Source organism: Microbacterium sp. LWH10-1.2 (genome assembly GCF_038397765.1).
GTDB lineage: Bacteria > Actinomycetota > Actinomycetes > Actinomycetales > Microbacteriaceae > Microbacterium > Microbacterium natoriense.
The window spans coordinates 12,857-29,719 of the sequence record NZ_CP151638.1; the positions used below are offsets into that span (position 1 = coordinate 12,857).

The 16,863-nt window shown below is 71.0% G+C and carries 10 protein-coding genes; 6 read left to right on the plus strand and 4 right to left on the minus strand.

The features are described 5' to 3' along the window. Positions 1-32: 32 nt before the first annotated feature. Positions 33-1,079, minus strand: a complete 1,047-nt coding sequence (locus MRBLWH10_RS00070; RefSeq protein ID WP_341941162.1) for a LacI family DNA-binding transcriptional regulator — start codon at positions 1,077-1,079, stop codon at positions 33-35. Positions 1,080-1,157: 78 nt separating this feature from the next. Here MRBLWH10_RS00070 and MRBLWH10_RS00075 point away from each other — a divergent pair, with 78 nt between their 5' ends. Further along, a complete protein-coding gene (locus tag MRBLWH10_RS00075; RefSeq protein ID WP_341941163.1) occupies positions 1,158-2,435 on the plus strand; it encodes an FAD-binding protein in 1,278 nt (425 codons plus the stop codon). Positions 2,436-2,445: 10 nt separating this feature from the next. On the opposite strand, the gene MRBLWH10_RS00080 is transcribed toward MRBLWH10_RS00075, so the two are convergent. Further along, on the minus strand, positions 2,446-3,381 hold the full coding sequence (locus MRBLWH10_RS00080; RefSeq protein WP_341941164.1) for a phosphotransferase: 936 nt from the start codon (positions 3,379-3,381) through the stop codon (positions 2,446-2,448). A 172-nt stretch (positions 3,382-3,553) separates the two neighbouring features. Between MRBLWH10_RS00080 and MRBLWH10_RS00085 the strand changes: the two genes are divergently transcribed. Beyond that, on the plus strand, positions 3,554-3,970 hold the full coding sequence (locus tag MRBLWH10_RS00085) for a VOC family protein (protein ID WP_341941166.1): 417 nt from the start codon (positions 3,554-3,556) through the stop codon (positions 3,968-3,970). Between the two features lie 222 nt (positions 3,971-4,192). Here MRBLWH10_RS00085 and MRBLWH10_RS00090 read toward each other — a convergent pair whose 3' ends face one another. Next, the gene (locus tag MRBLWH10_RS00090) at positions 4,193-7,099 is read right to left on the minus strand and encodes an immunoglobulin-like domain-containing protein (RefSeq protein ID WP_341941167.1); all 2,907 of its coding nucleotides are present in this window, start codon (positions 7,097-7,099) and stop codon (positions 4,193-4,195) included. Positions 7,100-7,113: 14 nt separating this feature from the next. After that, complete coding sequence (locus tag MRBLWH10_RS00095) at positions 7,114-10,074, minus strand: immunoglobulin-like domain-containing protein (RefSeq protein ID WP_341941168.1); 2,961 nt, start codon at positions 10,072-10,074, stop codon at positions 7,114-7,116. 358 nt (positions 10,075-10,432) lie between these two features. Between MRBLWH10_RS00095 and MRBLWH10_RS00100 the strand changes: the two genes are divergently transcribed. From MRBLWH10_RS00100 to MRBLWH10_RS00115, 4 genes are all read left to right on the plus strand, one after another. Beyond that, positions 10,433-11,062 carry a hypothetical protein gene (locus MRBLWH10_RS00100; protein WP_105677078.1) on the plus strand — a complete coding sequence of 210 codons (630 nt, stop codon included), beginning with the start codon at positions 10,433-10,435 and terminating at the stop codon, positions 11,060-11,062. Between the two features lie 27 nt (positions 11,063-11,089). Beyond that, positions 11,090-12,160, plus strand: a complete 1,071-nt coding sequence (locus tag MRBLWH10_RS00105) for a hypothetical protein (protein ID WP_341941169.1) — start codon at positions 11,090-11,092, stop codon at positions 12,158-12,160. Beyond that, positions 12,157-12,426 carry a hypothetical protein gene (locus MRBLWH10_RS00110; RefSeq protein ID WP_341941170.1) on the plus strand — a complete coding sequence of 90 codons (270 nt, stop codon included), beginning with the start codon at positions 12,157-12,159 and terminating at the stop codon, positions 12,424-12,426. Before MRBLWH10_RS00105 ends, MRBLWH10_RS00110 begins: the two co-directional genes overlap by 4 nt. 72 nt (positions 12,427-12,498) lie before the next feature. Then, complete coding sequence (locus tag MRBLWH10_RS00115) at positions 12,499-16,833, plus strand: family 43 glycosylhydrolase (protein WP_341941171.1); 4,335 nt, start codon at positions 12,499-12,501, stop codon at positions 16,831-16,833. Positions 16,834-16,863 lie beyond the last annotated feature (30 nt).

A 16,863-nucleotide genomic window follows, 5' to 3' on the forward strand; every position in this document is an offset into this window, starting at 1 on the left:
GCAAGGATGCCGTCGGCATCCGTCCGCACCCGTCAGGGACGGTAGCCGCGAGGACGGCCCTGCGTACTCGCGCGCTCTTCCAGCCGGTGCGGCAGGGTGACCCCCCGAGGGGCGGCGCCGCGGTCGTCGATGCGGGACTCGAGGAGTCCGAGCGCGGCGTCGGCGACGGCTCGGCGCTCGAACGCGATCGTCGTGAGGGCGGGGGAGGCGAACCGCGAGAACTCGATGTCGTCGAAGCCGGTCACGATCACGTCGCCCGGCACGCTCACGCCGCGTTCGTGCAGGGCGTGCAGCGCGCCGAGCGCGAGGGCATCGGTGAACGCGACGATCGCGTCGAACGCGACGCGGCGTTCGTAGAGCGTCCGCACGGCGTCGGCCCCTCCGGTCGCGGCCCAGTGGAGAGGGTTGATCTCGAGGGCGGGGTCGCGGGCGATGCCCGCCTCGCGGAGGGCGTCGTGCACGCCCTCCAGTCGGAGGCGGCTCGTCGCGGTGGCCGCGGTCGGGTCGTCGTCGGCGCCGACCACCGCGATCCGCGTGGCCCCGCGGGACAGCACGTGCCTGGTCGCGTCCGCCGCGGCACGGCGGCTGTCGATCCTGACGTGGTCGGCCCTGTTCTGCTCGACCTCGCCGATCACCACGAGGGGCGGCAGTCGATCGGCGTACTTCAGGACGCTGTCCTCCAGCCGGATGGGGTTGAGGATCAGACCGTCGACGAGGCGGGCGCGAGCCCGGGAGACGAGCTCCTTCTCCCGCTCCGGCACCGACGCGGTCTCCTCGATCTGCACGGCGAGCCCCCTCTCGTGGGCGGCCTCGACGATGTGCTGCACGAGCTCGGCGGAGAACGCGCTGGCGAGGTCGGGGAGGGCGACGGCGATGATCCCCGAGCGGCCCTTGCGCAGTCCGCGGGCGCTGAGGTTCGGCACGAAGTCGAGCTGCGCCATCGCCGACTCGACCCTCGTGCGCGTCTCCTCGCGGACGGCGACGGCGCCCGTCACGACGTTCGACACCGTCTTGATCGACACGCCGGCGAGAGCGGCGACGTCCTTCATGGTGGCGCGCGGCGGCAGCATCGCTGTCATCCGGTCAGCCTATCCTCCGGTCCTTGCTCCGCCGAGCTGCATCGATGTAATCCTCCGCGTGGAGGCTACGATGACGCCATGAGCACCGAGCGCAACTGGGCGGGCAACGTCGTGTACCGGGCGTCGTCCGTCGAGCATCCGGAGTCGGTCGACGAGCTGCGCGATCTGCTCGGGCGCGGCGGTCCCGTGCGGATGCTCGGCTCCCGCCACTGCTTCACCGACATCGCCGACACCGACGGCGTGCTGATCGCGCTCGACCGGATGCCTCGCCGCATCGAGGTCTCTCCGCAGCGCGACGCCGTGCGCGTGTCGGGGGCCCTCCGCTACGGCGACCTCGCTCCCGTCCTGGAGGAGCAGGGTCTCGCCCTCGCGAACCTCGCCTCCCTGCCCCACATCTCCGTCGCCGGCGCGGTCGCGACGGGCACCCACGGCTCCGGCGACGCGATCGGCTCCCTCGCGAGCGCCGTCAGCGGGCTCACGATCATGACCCCGGCGGGGGAGATCGTGGAGCTGACTCGGGGCGACGAGGGCTTCGACGGGGCCGTCGTGTCGCTCGGGGCGCTGGGCGCCGTCATCGACCTGACGCTCGACGTAGAGCCGACCTATCAGGTCGCCCAGCACGTGTACGAGCATCCGTCGTGGGAGGCGATCCTCGCCGATCTCGACGCCGTCACCGGCGCGGGCACCAGCGTGAGCATCTTCACGACCTGGCAGCGCACCGACGTCGCCGACCAGATCTGGATCAAGCAGCGCGTCCCTGCGTCGAGGGCCGAGGCCCGCAGCCAGCAGTCGTCGCGGGAGGGTCTCGCCGCCGCGCTCGGCGCCGAGGCCGCCGACGGCGAACGGCATCCGATCCTCGGCGTGGACCCCGCGGCCTGCACCGCGCAGGAGGGCGTCGCCGGTCCGTGGTTCCAGCGGCTGCCGCACTTCCGGCTGGAGTTCACGCCCTCCGCCGGAGCGGAGATCCAGAGCGAGTTCCTCGTCGCGCGAGCGGATGCGGTCGCCGCGATCTCCGCCGTGCGCGCGCTCGCCGACCGCATCGCCCCGCTGCTGCTGGTCACCGAGATCCGCACGGTACGTGCCGACGAGCTGTGGCTGAGCTCGTCGTTCGGGACGGATGCCGTCGGCATCCACTTCACGTGGAAGCCGGAAGAGGAGGCCGTGCGCGCGCTGCTCCCCGTGATCGAGGCGGCGCTGCCCGCCTCCGCCCGCCCGCACTGGGGCAAGGTCTTCACGCTCGACGCGGCCGAGGCGCGGGCTCGTTACCCGCGGTGGGACGACTTCGCGGCCCTGGCCGCCGCCTACGACCCGGATCGCCGTCTCGTGGGTCCGTACCTGGAGCGCCTCGGGCTGTGAGCGGAGCGTCTCAGAGCGCGCGCCGCAGCTCCGGCGCCGCGAGGATGCGCGACAGCGTGCGGCGGCCGAGCTCGCTCATCGTCGGGTGCGACTCGCGGTAGTACCAGACCAGACCCATCGCCTGCTGCAGCGCCCAGGCGGCTCCCCGCCGCCACACGAGCTCCTCGTCCCTCGACGCCGACGGGTCCGCGCTGCGCAGCGCCTCGCGGAACACCGCTCTGGCATCGGCGTCCAGGAGATGCCAGCCGGAGACGAGGTCGAGCGCGGGGTCGGCCGGGGCGAAGCCGCCTCCGTCGAGCACGCCGCCCAGCCGCTCGCCGTCGAGGAGCAGGTTCGCCGGGATCAGGTCGCCGTGCGACATCACATCGGGGCCGGACGAGGGGAGCACCCGCAGGTCTCGCCACAGCGCGCGCAGTTCGTCGACCGCGAGGAGCCCCTCGCTCTCACGGAAGCAGAGGTCGAGCCAGTCGTCGGAGTCGGGGAGGTGGCCGCCGCGTCCATTCCCGGAGAAGACGCGGCCCCTCGTGTCGGCGCTGCGGAGGGCGGAGACGAGCGCCGCGAGGTCGCGGGCGAACACGGGGGAGTGCGCCGCGGCATCCGGGGACGCGACCTCGCCGGGGATCCAGGTCTGGATCGACCAGGGCAGCGGGTAGCCGCGTCCGGGGGCGCCGATCGCGAGGGGGACCGGGGTCGGCACGGTGGCGTGCGCGGCGAGCTCGTGCATCGCGGCGGACTCCGCGGCCAGGGCCGCCGTCGTCTCCTCGGGGTCGGCGGCGACGAGCGGGAAGCGCGCCGCGGCGCCGTCTCCGATGCGGAAGATCGCGTTCACGGTGCCGGCGACGGCGATGCGGCGCACCGACTGGTCACGCCACCGCGGGAACTGCTCGTGGATCAGCGCGGCTGCCGTCTCGGTCTCGATGAGCAGCTCGTCGTCGTGCAGGGGCATGGGGCCATCCTGTCGCATGCCCGAGGTCCCCATTCGGCCCGCACCGCGGGAAGGACCGTTTCGCGTCATCAATCGCGCGTCGAGGAGTCTCATCTGGTGAAGGCGCAGAAAGATCGCTGCCCTGCACCGCGCCTCGATCCTCGGTGCAGGCGACCCATCATCGGAGAATCACGTGACCACGCTCAACCCCTACATCTCCTTCCACCAGAACGCCCGCGAGGCGATGACCTTCTACCAGAGCGCTCTCGGCGGAGAGCTGCGCATCGACACGTTCGAGAACTACGACATGGGTCTGCTCCCGAACGAGAAGCACCTCGTCATGCACGCTCAGCTGGAGACGCCCGACGGCCTCACCCTGATGGGCGCCGACACCCCCAGCCACATGCCGTACGCCGCCCCGGCGGGCATCTCGGTGTCGGTCAGCGGCGATGACGAAGCGCGCCTGGAGAGCATCTGGAACGCGCTCGCCGCGACCGGCACGATCACGGTGCCGTTCGAGACGCCGCCGTGGGGCGGCCGTTTCGGCATGCTCACCGACGCGTTCGGCATCGGCTGGATGGTCGCGCTGAACGCGACCGCCACGGCGTAGCGAGAGCGGCGGGGCGGCTTCCGCTCAGGTGACCGTCCAGTCCAGGGTCGCCCCGTCGTCATCTCCGTCGAACTGCCTGGTCGGGCTGGCGTACACGCAGTCCACATCGGTCGGGTCGCCCGTGGAGCAGTACGTTCAGACCCGCTCCGGTCGCGAACCCGGTCGCAGGAGACGATGCTCCTCGACCGGGTTCGCGACCGGAACGGGTGGATCAGGACGGCGTCAGCAGGTGCGCCCGGCGAACGAGGCGGATGCCGCGGCGACGCCGCCGACCGAGGCCTGCACCTGACCGGCCGCGATCGAGGCCGCCCTGGTCGTGTAGGTCACGGTCGTGCTCTTGCCTCCGGCGACGTCCACGATGCGCTCGCCGTAGGGCGAGGCCAGGGCGACCTCGACGGGGGAGGCCGCCGCGTTCGTCACCTTCGCGGTCACGACGACCTTGCCGGCGACGCAGCGGGACGACACGTCGAGACCGACGCCCGGCGTGACCGTGACGGTGGCCGTGACCGGCATCCGCGAATCGTCCTGCGCGATGCCGCGCACCGTGAAGGCGCCGGGGGACGCGTAGTCGGCCGGGTCCACTCCCGCCCAGGCGACGTCGACCGTGGAGGTCGCGCCGCTCGCGGTCGTCAGCACGGCCTTCGGCAGCGAGGGTGCGCGACCGGCGGTGGTGGATGCCGTGATCGGGGCGACCTCGGTCACCGCGATCTCCGGCGCGAAGCCCTCGAGCACCGTCTGGTACTCGGCGCGGGTGACCGGGATCACCGTGCCGTGGCGCGGCTTTCCTCCGTCGCTGTTCTGCGGCAGGTTCGCGCGCAGGATGGACCCGAGCGGCTGCCACGACGATCCGTTCGCGATGTCGTCCGACCCGAACGGGATGTAGTGGTTCGGCCCGCCGTGGTAGTTCGGCTGATCGATGAACAGATACCACTCGAAGCCGTTCACGTCTCCCGGGTTGGCGGGGAAGATGCTCGGTCCCTCGCCGCTGGAGTACGTGCCTCCCGGCTCGCCGTTCGGCAGTCCGGTCGCGATCTGCTCCTTGACCAACGTCCACTGGTCTGCGGCGCCGGAGGCTCCGGGCAGCGCACCGGTGATGGTGGCGAGCAGGTCGGTCGACTTCTCCTCGCGGAGGGTCATCGACGCCTCGTCCTTCGTGAAGCGGTAGTACACGCCGTCCTGCTTCGCGACCGTGGAGTCGATCAGGCCCTTGCCCGTGCCACGCGGCACGTCCGACCACACCTGCGGCTCCGAGAAGGTCACGAAGTCGTCGGTGGTCGCGTACATCATTCGGTTGTAGGTCACCGCTGTGCGGCTCGCGGCGTCGGTCGTCGGGTACAGGTTCGACGCCCAGAAGACCACGTAGCGGCCGAGCTCGTCGTCCCAGTACGCCTCGGGTGCCCAGGTGTTGCCGGCGTAGGCAGACGACACCTGCACGTGGCGCTGCGCCGACCAGTTCACGAGGTCGGTGGACTCCCACACCTCGATGAACAGCGACCCGGAGATCTGCGCGGTCGTGAAGCCGCCGGCGAGGCCGTCGATCTTCAGGTCGGTGGCGAGCATGTAGAACTTGTCGCCCTCGTGCGAGCGGATGATGAACGGATCGCGCAGGCCCTGCGTGCCCTGCGAGGACGCGAAGATCGGCTCCCCGTCGTTCAGGGTGTTCCAGCGCAGCGCGTCGTCGCCCTTCGAGGCGGCGAGGCTGACGCGCTCGGCGCCCGCCCCCTCACCCGTGAAGAACGCCCACACGTACGCCTCGGGGTCTCCGGCGTCCGCCGGCTGCGGGCGCACGGTCAGCGTGAACTGGCGGCTCGCGGTGGCTGCTCCGCTCGTCGCCGTCGCGGACAGCACGACGGTCGCGGCGGCGGCATCGGCTGCGGGGCGCGTGATCGACACGGTCGCGACGCCGGCCTTGACGCCCTCGCGGAGGGTCGCCGCGGCGCCACCGGACACGACGGTCCAGTCCAGGGTCGATCCGTGGGCCCCGCTCGTCGGAACCGAGAACGACGTGCGGACGTCGTCCTGACCGGCGATCGAGACGGCGGCGATGTCGGCATCCGCCTTCGCCTGCGCCGACAGCTCGGCCGGGACCGTCACGGAGAACGTGCGGGTCGTCGTGGCCCCGCCCAGCGTGAAGGTCGCGGTGAGGGTGGCGACGGCATCGGCTGAGCCCGGAGCCGGTCGCGTCACGGTGGCGGATCCGCCCGACACCTGCACGGCGGCGTCGTCGGACGCCCACGAGATCGCCACACCGCTGCTGCTCGTCGGCAGGGTGAAGGACGCGGTCGCCGTGCCAGGCACCGAGACCGCTGCGACGGCCCGGTCGAGCGCCTGGTCGGAGAAGACCTGCTGCACCTGCGCCGCGCTGAGAGCGGTGGAGTAGACGGCGAAGTCGTCGACATCGCCCGCCCACCCGTTGTCGTTGTACGTCGAACGGCCGAGGTACGACACGAGCGACGAGCCGAACGACGCCACGGAGCGCGCGATCGGCACGGACGAGATCTGCGCGCCGTTGACGTACGTCGTGAGCGTGCCGGCGGCGCCGTCGATCACGGTCGTGTACAGCGCAGGGCCCGAGGGTGTGCGGATGCCGCTGCTCGCCGCGTTCGTGGCGCCGGCTCCAACCTCGGTGCCCCAGGGCGCCGAGGCGTTCGTCGCGTTCGTCACGACCGACTTCACGTAGCCGTTCGGATTCGTCGGGTTCAGCAGCCAGTATCCGCTGGAGTAGCTCGCACCGGAGGCGACGGGGGCGCCGATGAAGGCCGCCGCGGTGTTGGCGGCCCCCGACCGGCCGGTGAGCCAGGTCGACACGGTCAGCTGCTGCGCCCCGACGAGCCCGGCCGTCGGGATCTCGAGATAGCCCGCGGTGGCCCTGGCGCCTCCGGGCAGCGTGAGCTGCCCGTTCTGCACGGTGGCGCCGGTCTGCTTGATCACGCCGTCGTAGCCGTTGCCCGATGCGTCGCCGACGGTGCCGCCGGCGGCGGAGTCGAACGTGTAGTGGATGAGCGGTGCGGGACCGCCCGCGGCGACCGAGGCGGTGTGCGTGGACACCGCTCCGATCGCCACGATGGTCGCCGTGGCGGCGGCGATGGCCGCCGTCTTCCTGATGCTCCTGGAGAGCAGGGTCGTCATGTTCTCTTCTCCGATCAGCCGCAGGCGCCGGCGGGGGTGGGGGTGGTGGCTCCGTAGGTCTGCCCGTCCGCGCCCGTGGCGGTCACGGCGACCGTTCCGGCGGGGACCGTGGCCAGGCGGCTCGCGAACGACGCCGACGTCGAGGCGCCCGCCGCGAGCGAGACCGTCTTCGAGCCGTACGGGGTCGCGACGGTCACGTCGGCGCGGACCGCCGAGGCGTTGTGCACGGCGACGACGACCTGCGCCTTGCCGGCGACGCAGCGGAGCGTGGCGTTCGCGGTGATCGTCAGGCCGTCCACGGGGGCGGCGGCCGAGGCGGAGGTCGAGACGAGCCCGTCGCGGTAGCCGTCGTACGTCGCGGTGACGCTGGTCACCCCGGCGGGCACGGTGACCGTCGCCGTGCCGTCGCTCAGCGCGACCGTGGTGCTCCAGGAGCCGCCGGCGAAGGTCACGGCGCCGGCGACGTCTCCGCCGTCTGCGGCGGTGACGGATGCCGTCGCCTGCCGACCGTTCACCGTGAGAGCCGTCGACGAGGAGACGGCCGCGATCGACGTCCAGTCGTGCATCGCGGTGAGCACGGTCTGCGGGACGCTGACGAACGCGCCGTGCCGCGGGCTCGCGGGGAGTCCGCCCTGGGGTCGCACGTTCCAGGTGGACCGCTGCGAGAGGCGGTTCGACTGGCTGCTCGAGGCGATCTCGTCGCCCGTGGTCACGAACGCGCGGTAGCCGCCGGCGCCGTAGTTGTCGACGAGGAAGACGTAGCCGTCGCCGCTCGCGTTGTTCGGGTCGCCCTCGTTGAGCTTGATGATCTCGGGGCCCTCTCCGGCCTGTCCGGTCTCGAGGCTCGTCATGCGGGTGTCGGTGAGCTGCCAGGTCTGGGTCGGGTCGGCGCTCCAGCTCGACGAGGTGGTCGGCGCGGTGAGGACCTTCGAGCGCTCCAGGAAGATGTCCTTGCCCGCCTCGAGGGTGCCGGCGGCGCCGGACTCCTCGTTCTTCGTGAAGCGGTAGTAGTAGTCGCCGATCTTCGTGACGGTCGAGTCGATGCGCGCGTACCCGGTGTCCTGCCAGCTCGCGGGCGGCGAGGTGAACGTCTGGAAGTCGCGGGTGAGCACGGCGAACATGCGGGCGTAGAGCTTGTCCGTGTTCGTGTGGGAGGCGTCGGAGTACAGGCGCGAGGCGAAGAACACGACGTAGGACTGCAGGTCGTCGTCCCAGTACGCCTCGGGGGCCCAGGTCATGCCGGCCTCGGGCTGGTTGATCGTGATGCCGGTGTTCTCGCCGTTGGTGCGGTCCCAGTGCACGAGGTCGGTCGATTCCCAGACCTCGACCTTGAGGCTGCCCTGCGACTGCGCGGGGCCCCAGCCGGTGCCGCAGCCGATGCAGAGGTCGGTGGCGATCATGTAGTACTTGTCGCCGTCGTGCGAGCGCAGGATGTACGGGTCGCGCAGACCCTTGGTGTCGGCGGTGGAGGCGATCACGGGGTTGCCGCCGTTGACGGGGGAGAACGTGAAGAAGTCGTTTCCGCTGGTCGCCGCCTGGTAGATCTTCTCGTCGCTGTCGGACTTGAAGTAGGCGCTGGCGTAGCCGGCATCCGGTGCGGTGCGGCCGTGCTCGGCGACCGTCACGGCGAACTCGCGCTGCACGGTCGTGCCGTTCAGGGTCGCGTGCGCGGTCAGGGTGACCTCGCGGTCGCCGGCGCCGTAGGCGGGGCGCTCGACGAGGCCGCCGCCGCGGTACGGGTCGGCCATGCCGACGGCGGGGGCCGCGTAGGCGGGGTCGGTGGGGGTGACCAGGGCGGCGTCGGACGACGTCCACGTGATGGTCGATCCGTCGACGGCGCCCTTCGTGACGAGCGGGAGATTCTCGGTGGTGCGCGGGGCGATCGAGAGCGCATCGAGGTCGGCGGAGGCGGATGCCGCGGCGACGGTCACGGAGAACGTGATCGGCGAGCCCTGGGCGGGGGTCGCGGTGAGGGTCACGGCGGTGTCGGAGGTGACGGAGCGGGACACCACGCCGGTGTTCGAGATCACCGAGGGGGCCGAGGACGACCAGGTGAGCGCGACGCCGTTGGAGGATGCCGGGAGCACGAGGTTGCTGCGCACGGCGTCGAGGGAGCTGTTCGCGCCGACGATGATCGGCAGCAGATCGGAGCGGAGCAGGCCCTGCGTGGTGGCGGCCTTCTGGCCGGACGTGGGCATGCTCGCCGCGACCTGCGCGGCCGTGAGCGAGGTGTCCCAGAACTTCACGTCGGTGACGTCGGCCTGCAGCAGCGCGTCGCCCGTGTAGAGCGAGCGTCCGAGGTAGCCGAGCGTGCTGCCTGTGGGGACGATCGAGCTGAGGTTGTACGCGTGCGTGGCGGTCGAGATGACCTGGCCGTCGCGGTACAGGGTGAGCGTGCTGCCGCTGCCGACCATGGTGAGGGTGGTGAAGCCGGGGTTCAGGCCGCCGCCGGCGGGCAGGCGCACCTCGCCGTTGCTGCTTCCCGACTTCACGCGGATGCCGGAGAGCACCTGGTTCGCGTAGGAGCCCTCCGCGGAGCGGGGGTTGACGAACACGTGGTTGCCGAGCTGGGTGGTGTTCCACGCGCCGACGCCGTCGCCGATGACCCATCCGAACTGGTTGGTCGCGGTCTGCGTCGCCACGGTGTACTCGACGGTGAAGTCGTTGTCGGCGCCGGTGACGAGCCCCTGGGGGAGGCTCGCGTACCCGTCCTTCTTGAACCTCAGCACGGCGTCGCCCGACGCGTCGACGAACGACGCGTCGGTGAATCCGGTGAGCGCGGCGTTGCGGCCGTTGCCCGACACGTCGATCAGCGCCTGACCAGAGTGCGACATGTCGTAGTGCGCGGCCGGTGCGGGCACGTCGGCCGCGAACGCCGCCGAGGGGGCGAACGCGCAGACGGATGCCGCCAGCGAGCCGATCACGCCGGCGGCGAGCATCCGGCGGCGTCGAGGTGGTCGGGTGGGTGCGCTCATGGGCGGTACTCCTTGTCGTCGTTGACGGGCGTGTGGCAGGGCTCCGGCTGCGCCTGGTGAGCCCTCGGGTGGGCTTCCTCGGGGAATGTTAGCGGACACAACACCGAAAAGACAGGGGTCGGTGAAATGGTTGCGACCGTGGAATCCGATGCTGGCGTGCACGCGCGGCCGTATGCTACAGTCGGCCCGTTACCGGTAACAGACAGTGATCGGTAGACGCCACGCCCACTGCTGGGAGTGGAAGCGGCAAGGACGCCCATGCAGTTCCTGCCCGAATCCGAGGAGCGCACCCGACAGCTCCTCGGCTGATCGCCGATTCGGTGCGGCATCCGCCGGCCGAGGAACTGGAGAAACGAAGATGATGAAGAAGGGCACCGCAGCACGCTGCGCAGCCGGAATCCTGGGCGGGCTGCTGCTCGTCGGCGTCGGCTCGGCCGCCTTCGCCGAGTTCCCCGACGCCGAGGACACCGACGGCGTCGACGTCAAGGTCGACATCGCCCCCACCGCGAACGGCGCGCTCAGCCTCACCGTCGCGAACACCGAGACCACTCTCACCGAGAGCGGGACGACGGCATCCTTCCGCCAGTTCACCGGCGCTCTGCCGAACGTGACCGTCACCGACACCCGCACCGACGTCCCTGCCGGGGTCGCCTGGTACGTCGTCGGTCAGGCAGGGGACTTCGTCGGCACCGCCGGCCAGCCGAACATCACCCCCGACCACCTCGGCTGGGCTCCGGCCGTCGTCACGGCCAACGACGGCGAGGTCGCACCCGGCGACGTCGTCGACACCTCGCTCGACTCTGGTCAGAACGCGGTCGGCCTCGCCGGTCAGGAGCTGCTCTACCTGGCTCTCGATTCCGCCGACGCCAAGGCCGTCTCCGGGCAGTGGACCGCGAACGCCAACCTCGTGCTGAAGACCCCGGTCACCGTGGCACCCGGGTCGTACACCTCGCTGCTCACGCTGTCCCTCTTCGAAGACGCGTACTGATCCCCCCCATCGTCTGCCGGTGACGCCATGACCTCTCCCACCCCCACCCCGCTCGCACTGTGCGCCGCCGTCCTCGTGGCCGCGTTCGGCGTGCTCGGAGTCCCCTCGGTCGCCCAGGCCGAGGAGGCGCCGAGCGACGCGGTCTCGTGGTCGGTGTCACCGGCGGACGAATCGGGTCCTGACGGCCGCACCTCGGTCGAGCATGAGCTCGACCCCGGCGAGAGCGTCGACGACCACATCGTCGTGCGCAACCTCGGCTCGGCCGACGTCGTCTTCCACCTCGCCGCGGCAGACGGCTACTACACGCCCGCCGGCCGGTTCGACATGCTGCCCTCCGACCAGGAGTCCGTGGCCGCCGGCACCTGGATCTCGCTCCCCGACGAGGTCTCCGTCCCCGCGGGCGGCGCCGTCGTGGTGCCGTTCACGGTCGCGGTGCCCGACAACGCCGAACCCGGCGACCACGCGGCGGGAGTCGCAGCATCCGTGCTGTCGATCCAGAGGGACGACGCCGGCGGCACCGGGGTCGGCGTCGAGAGCCGCGTCGGGATCAAGGTGATGACCCGCGTCACCGGCGAGATCGCCCCGGCGTTCGCGGTCCGCAACCTCAGCGCCGACTACGAGATGACCTGGAATCCGTTCAGAGCGGGGTCGGCCACCGTGTCGTTCGACGTGGCCAACACCGGCAACACCCGACTGGATGCCGCGGGCGAGCTCAGCATCGCCGGACAGACCATCGCGTTCCCCGCCGAGGGGGAGCGCCGCCAGGAGATCCTTCCCGGCGAGAGCCGCACCTTCACGATCACGGTGCCGGACGTGTGGCCGCTCGTCGCCGTCGGCGGAGACCTGCGGATCACCCCGTCGTCGTCGACGCTCGCCGGCGACCCCCTCGCGGTCGACGCCTCGACCACGTCCGTCACGGTCTGGGCGATGCCATGGCCGCAGCTCGGCCTCCTGGCCGGTGCGGCCCTGCTGATCCTCGCGCTCCTCTGGAACCGCATCCGCTCCCGGCGCCGCATGGAGGCGCTCCTCAGCACCGCGCGGGAGCGCGGACGCGAAGAGGCACTCGACGAGGCCCGCCGAGAAGAGGCCGTGCGGTGATCGCATCGATCCTCGCCGGGGTCGCGGGCGCCGCAGCGGCCGTCGACGCCGAGGGTGACTCCGCAGCCGACGGCGTGCGCGGCGTGCAGATCCACGTCGACATCTCTCCGCTCGACTGCGTCGGCGTCTGCGTCGGCGGTCAGCTCCCCGGCACCGGCGCCGACGTGCCCGGCGCGATCCTGCTCGTCGGCGCGCTGCTCGTCGGGATCGGCATCGCCCTCCTCATCGCTCGACTCCTCGTCCGCCGTCGCCGTCACGGCGACTGACCTCACAGGGGGCGGCCGACGCCGACCGCCCCGTAGACCATGGCCGACGACGGCCGCACAGAAGGAGATGCAATGACGCAACGCTTCGCCGCCAGGGCCGTCGCAGGCCTGGCGACCCTCGTTCTCGGCATCGGCGGCGCCGTGGTCGCCGCCTCGCCGGCATCCGCGGCCGACACCCTCGTCGCCTACTACCCGCTCAGCGAGACGACGGGCACCGTCGCGGCCGACGCCTCCGGTTCCGGTCGGAACGCGACCTACGTCGGCGCGCCGACGCTCGCGGGGGGAGAGGGCGTCCGCCTCGACGGGGTCGACGACCATGTGAAGCTCCCCGACAACCTCCTCGCCGGACTCACCTCGATCACGGTGAGCGCGGAGGTCCTGGTGCGGCAGGCCCAGGCGACCCCGTACTTCATCTACGGCTTCGGCAACACCGACGCCTCCGGGGTCGGCAACGGCTACCTCTACTCCACGGGCAACCCGTACAAGGCCTCCATCGCGAGCGGCAACTGGTCGACGGAGCAGACGGTCGGCGGATCCGGCGCGAACCTGCAGCGCGACGTCTGGAAGACCCTGACCTACACGCTCGACGACGCCACCGACACCGCCCGCATCTACCTCGACGGGGTGCAGGTGGCGCAGAACACCGCGGTGACGCTGACCCCCGCGGCGATCGGGGGCGGCGTGACGACCGCGAACTACCTCGGTCGATCGGTGTACAACGCCGACAGGACCCTCGCGGGCAGCCTCCGCGACGTGCGCATCTACAGCAGCGCGCTGAGCGCGGGAGATGTCGCCGCTCTCGTCCCCACCGACGCGATCAGGATGCAGCGGGATGCCGCGGGGCTCTCCCTCGGCGACCTCTCGCAGGTCGCAGCCGACCTGGCTCTTCCGAGCACGGGGGCGAACGGGTCGACGATCTCGTGGGCGTCGAGCGACGCCGCGCGCATCAGCGCGAGCGGCGTCGTCACCCGCCCGGCGGCCGGCAGCGCGTCGGCGCACGTCGTCCTCACCGCGACGGTGGTCCGCGGGGCCTCCACCACGACGCGCACGTTCGACGCCACGGTGCTCCCCCTGCCCGGCGGCGACGCCCTCGCTCAGGCGGACCTCGACGGCATCACGATCCCGAACGCCGACGACATCCGCGGCAACATCACCCTCCCGTCGACGGGCGCGGTCAACGGCAGCAGCATCGTGTGGTCCGCGTCGCCTCAGGGCGTCATCTCCACGACCGCGCAGGACGGCAGGGCGCCGGGCGTCGTGACCAGGGGGAGCGCCGACACCGCGGTCACCCTCACCGCGACGGTGCCGGGGACGACGGCGCAGCGCTCGCTCGCGGTGACCGTCACCGCGGCCCCCGCAGTGCTCGACCGGGACTACACGGCGGGCTATCTCTGGACGCACTTCGCGACGGAGGGCGGCTACGAGAAGATCTTCTTCGGTCACAGCGACGACGGCCTGCACTGGTCGAAGCTGAACGACGACAAGTCCATCCTCGCGAACCTCGCGGGTGACCTCGGCGTGCGCGATCCGCACCTGGTGCGCGCTCCCGAGGGCGACAAGTACTGGATCATCGGCACCGATCTGCACGCCGAGGGCGGCGGCGCGGGCGGCTCGGGCTGGAACCAGCTCACCGCGAGCCAGAGCATCGTCGTCTGGGAGTCGACCGACCTCGTCACCTGGAGCGATCAGCGCATCGTCTTCGCCGGCTTCGACAAGGCGGGGTGCGTCTGGGCGCCGGAGGCGATCTACAACGACGCCACAGGCGAGTACTACGTGTACTGGTCTGCCCGCGATCAGCGCGACGACGGCACGAACGACTGGGCGCTGCGCGTCTACCTCACCAAGACCCGGGACTTCGTGACCTTCACCGAGCCCGAGATCTGGGCCTCCCTGAACGACCGCGGCGACGGTGCGACAGGACCGAACATCATCGACTCCACGATCGCCAAGGAGGGCGACACCTACTACCGGTTCTCCACCTCGGACTGGAACACCGTGGTCGACACGGCCACGAGTCTCGACGGCCCGTGGACCACCGTGATCGCCTCGGGGCAGGCGGCGTCCCACGGCCTGCGGGCGTCGATGGAGGGGCTCACGGTCTATCAGCTGCCCGACGGGCGCTGGTCGGTCATGGGCGATCAGAACGCGTACTACGGCCACACCGCCGACACGCTCGCGAGCCTGCAGTTCACCCAGCTGAGCAGCGGCGCCGGCGCGAACCAGTACTCCTTCGACCAGAAGTTCCGTCACGGCTCCGTCATCCGCCTCTCACATGCCGAGGAGGAGAGGCTGCTCGCGGCCTACGGCCCCGATCGCGTCGAGCCGGAGGAGCCGCAGGAGCAGCCCATCGCGGAGTACACCTTCGACGACGGCACCCTGAAGGACTCCGCCGGGACGGCGGACCTCACCGCCTTCGGCACCGCGGCGGTGGCGACGGATGCCGTCAAGGGCAAGGCGCTCCGCCTGGACGGCAGCTCCGGCGGATACGCCGCCTTCCCCACGGGCTTCTTCGACGGCCGCAGCACCATGACGGTGTCGATGGACGTGAAGTCGGAGAAGACCAGCGGCAACTTCTTCACCTTCGCGATGGGGGCGGACACCACCAGGTACCACTTCCTCCGCGTCCGCGGAGGAGACGTCCGCAGCGCCATCACCCAGAGCTCCTGGCAGAACGAGTCGGCCGTCACCGGGACGGTCTCGGCCGGGCAGTGGCACCGGATCGACGTGGTCTTCGACGGAACGACGATGAAGGTGTACTCCGACGGGGTCAAGCTGGGCGAGAACTCGACGCTCGGGGCGACCGTGCAGCAGCTCGGCTCGAACCTCTCCGGCTACCTCGGCAGATCCTTCTACGGGGCCGACGAGTACTTCAAGGGATGGTTCGACGACGTGCGCATCTACAACCGCGCGCTGAGCGACACCGAGATCCTCGGGAACGCGGGGGTCACCGATCAGCTCATCAACGTGTCCCTCGCCGACCCCGCCGCCCTCAAGGTCGCGCCGCTGGTCGACGGAACCGCGCACACCGCCACCCTTCCGGTCGTCAAGGGGACGGACCTCGCCGCCCTCGCCCCGACGTTCGGCACGGCGGCCGGGGTGACGGTGTCTCCGGCATCCGGCACGGTCGTCGACCTGCGCACGCCGAAGACGTACACGCTCACCGCACCAGGGGGTGCGACCACGACGTGGACGATCACGGCGACCGTCGTGAACAGCCCGGTGCTGCCGGGGCTGTACGCCGACCCGAACATCGCGGTGTTCGGCGACACGTACTTCATCTACGCCACCTCCGACGGCTACGCCGGCTGGGGCGGCAAGGAGTTCTACGTCTGGAGCTCGAAGAACCTGGTCGACTGGACACGCTCCGACGAGCCGTTCCTCACTCTCGACGGGGCGAACGGCGACGTGCCGTGGGCCACGGGCAACGCGTGGGCTCCGACGATCATCGAGCGGGAGGGGAAGTACTACTTCTACTTCAGCGGCCACAACGCGGCCCTGAACCGCAAGACGATCGGCGTCGCCGTCGCCGACAGCCCGTACGGGCCGTTCGTCGCGCAGCCGCAGGCGATGATCCTCAACAACGAGGCCGTCACCTCGGGGCAGGCCATCGACCCCGCGGCGTTCCACGACCCCGTGACGGGCAAGTGGTACCTCGGATGGGGCAACGGCTCCCCGGTGCTCGCCGAGCTGAACGACGACATGATCTCCATCAAGGCCGGCACCTATCAGCGGATCAGCGGACTGACGGACTTCCGCGAGGGCGTCTTCTTCAACTACCGCAACGGTCTGTACCACCTGACGTACGCGATCGACGACACCGGCTCGGAGAACTACCGCGTCGGCTACGCCACGGCGACGAGCATGACCGGACCGTGGACGTACCGCGGGGTGATCCTGCAGAAGGACCTCTCCCTCGGCATCAAGGGCCCAGGCCACAGCTCGATCATCAACGTGCCGGGGACCGACGACTGGTACATCGCCTATCATCGCTTCGCCATCCCCGGCGGAAACGGCAACAACCGTGAGACCACGATCGACAGGGTGGAGTTCGGAGCCGACGGCCTGATCACGGCGGTGGTGCCGACGCTGGAGAGCGTCGCTCCGCAGCTGATCGAACCGCAGGCGCCGATGCCGGAGGTGTCGGTGGTGGCGACCACGCGGTGCACCGCAGGCAAGGTGACGCTCGTCGTGCAGGTGAAGAACACGGGGGAGACCCCCGTCGCCCTCGAACTCGCCACGGCCTACGGCACGCGGGCGGTCGAATCCGTGGCCGTCGACGCGTCGACCTCGCAGACGCTGTCGACCCGTCTCGCCGGCATCCCCGCCGGGACGGTGTCGGTCACCGCGACCGTCGACGGGCGCTCGGTCGCGGCGACCGCCGGGTACGTCGCGCGCAGCTGCGGCTGACACCGGCAGGACCGACGGAGTTTCCGCCCG

What these genes read in the sequence shown, in the direction of transcription:
- MRBLWH10_RS00090 (WP_341941167.1), bottom strand. Translation starts at nt 7,099, where the DNA reads ATGACGACCCTGCTCTCCAGGAGCATCAGGAAGACGGCGGCCATCGCC.
- MRBLWH10_RS00095 (WP_341941168.1), bottom strand. Translation starts at nt 10,074, where the DNA reads ATGAGCGCACCCACCCGACCACCTCGACGCCGCCGGATGCTCGCCGCC.
- MRBLWH10_RS00105 (WP_341941169.1), top strand. Translation starts at nt 11,090, where the DNA reads ATGACCTCTCCCACCCCCACCCCGCTCGCACTGTGCGCCGCCGTCCTC.
- MRBLWH10_RS00075 (WP_341941163.1), top strand. Translation starts at nt 1,158, where the DNA reads ATGAGCACCGAGCGCAACTGGGCGGGCAACGTCGTGTACCGGGCGTCG.
- MRBLWH10_RS00070 (WP_341941162.1), bottom strand. Translation starts at nt 1,079, where the DNA reads ATGACAGCGATGCTGCCGCCGCGCGCCACCATGAAGGACGTCGCCGCT.
- MRBLWH10_RS00080 (WP_341941164.1), bottom strand. Translation starts at nt 3,381, where the DNA reads ATGCCCCTGCACGACGACGAGCTGCTCATCGAGACCGAGACGGCAGCC.
- MRBLWH10_RS00115 (WP_341941171.1), top strand. Translation starts at nt 12,499, where the DNA reads ATGACGCAACGCTTCGCCGCCAGGGCCGTCGCAGGCCTGGCGACCCTC.
- MRBLWH10_RS00100 (WP_105677078.1), top strand. Translation starts at nt 10,433, where the DNA reads ATGATGAAGAAGGGCACCGCAGCACGCTGCGCAGCCGGAATCCTGGGC.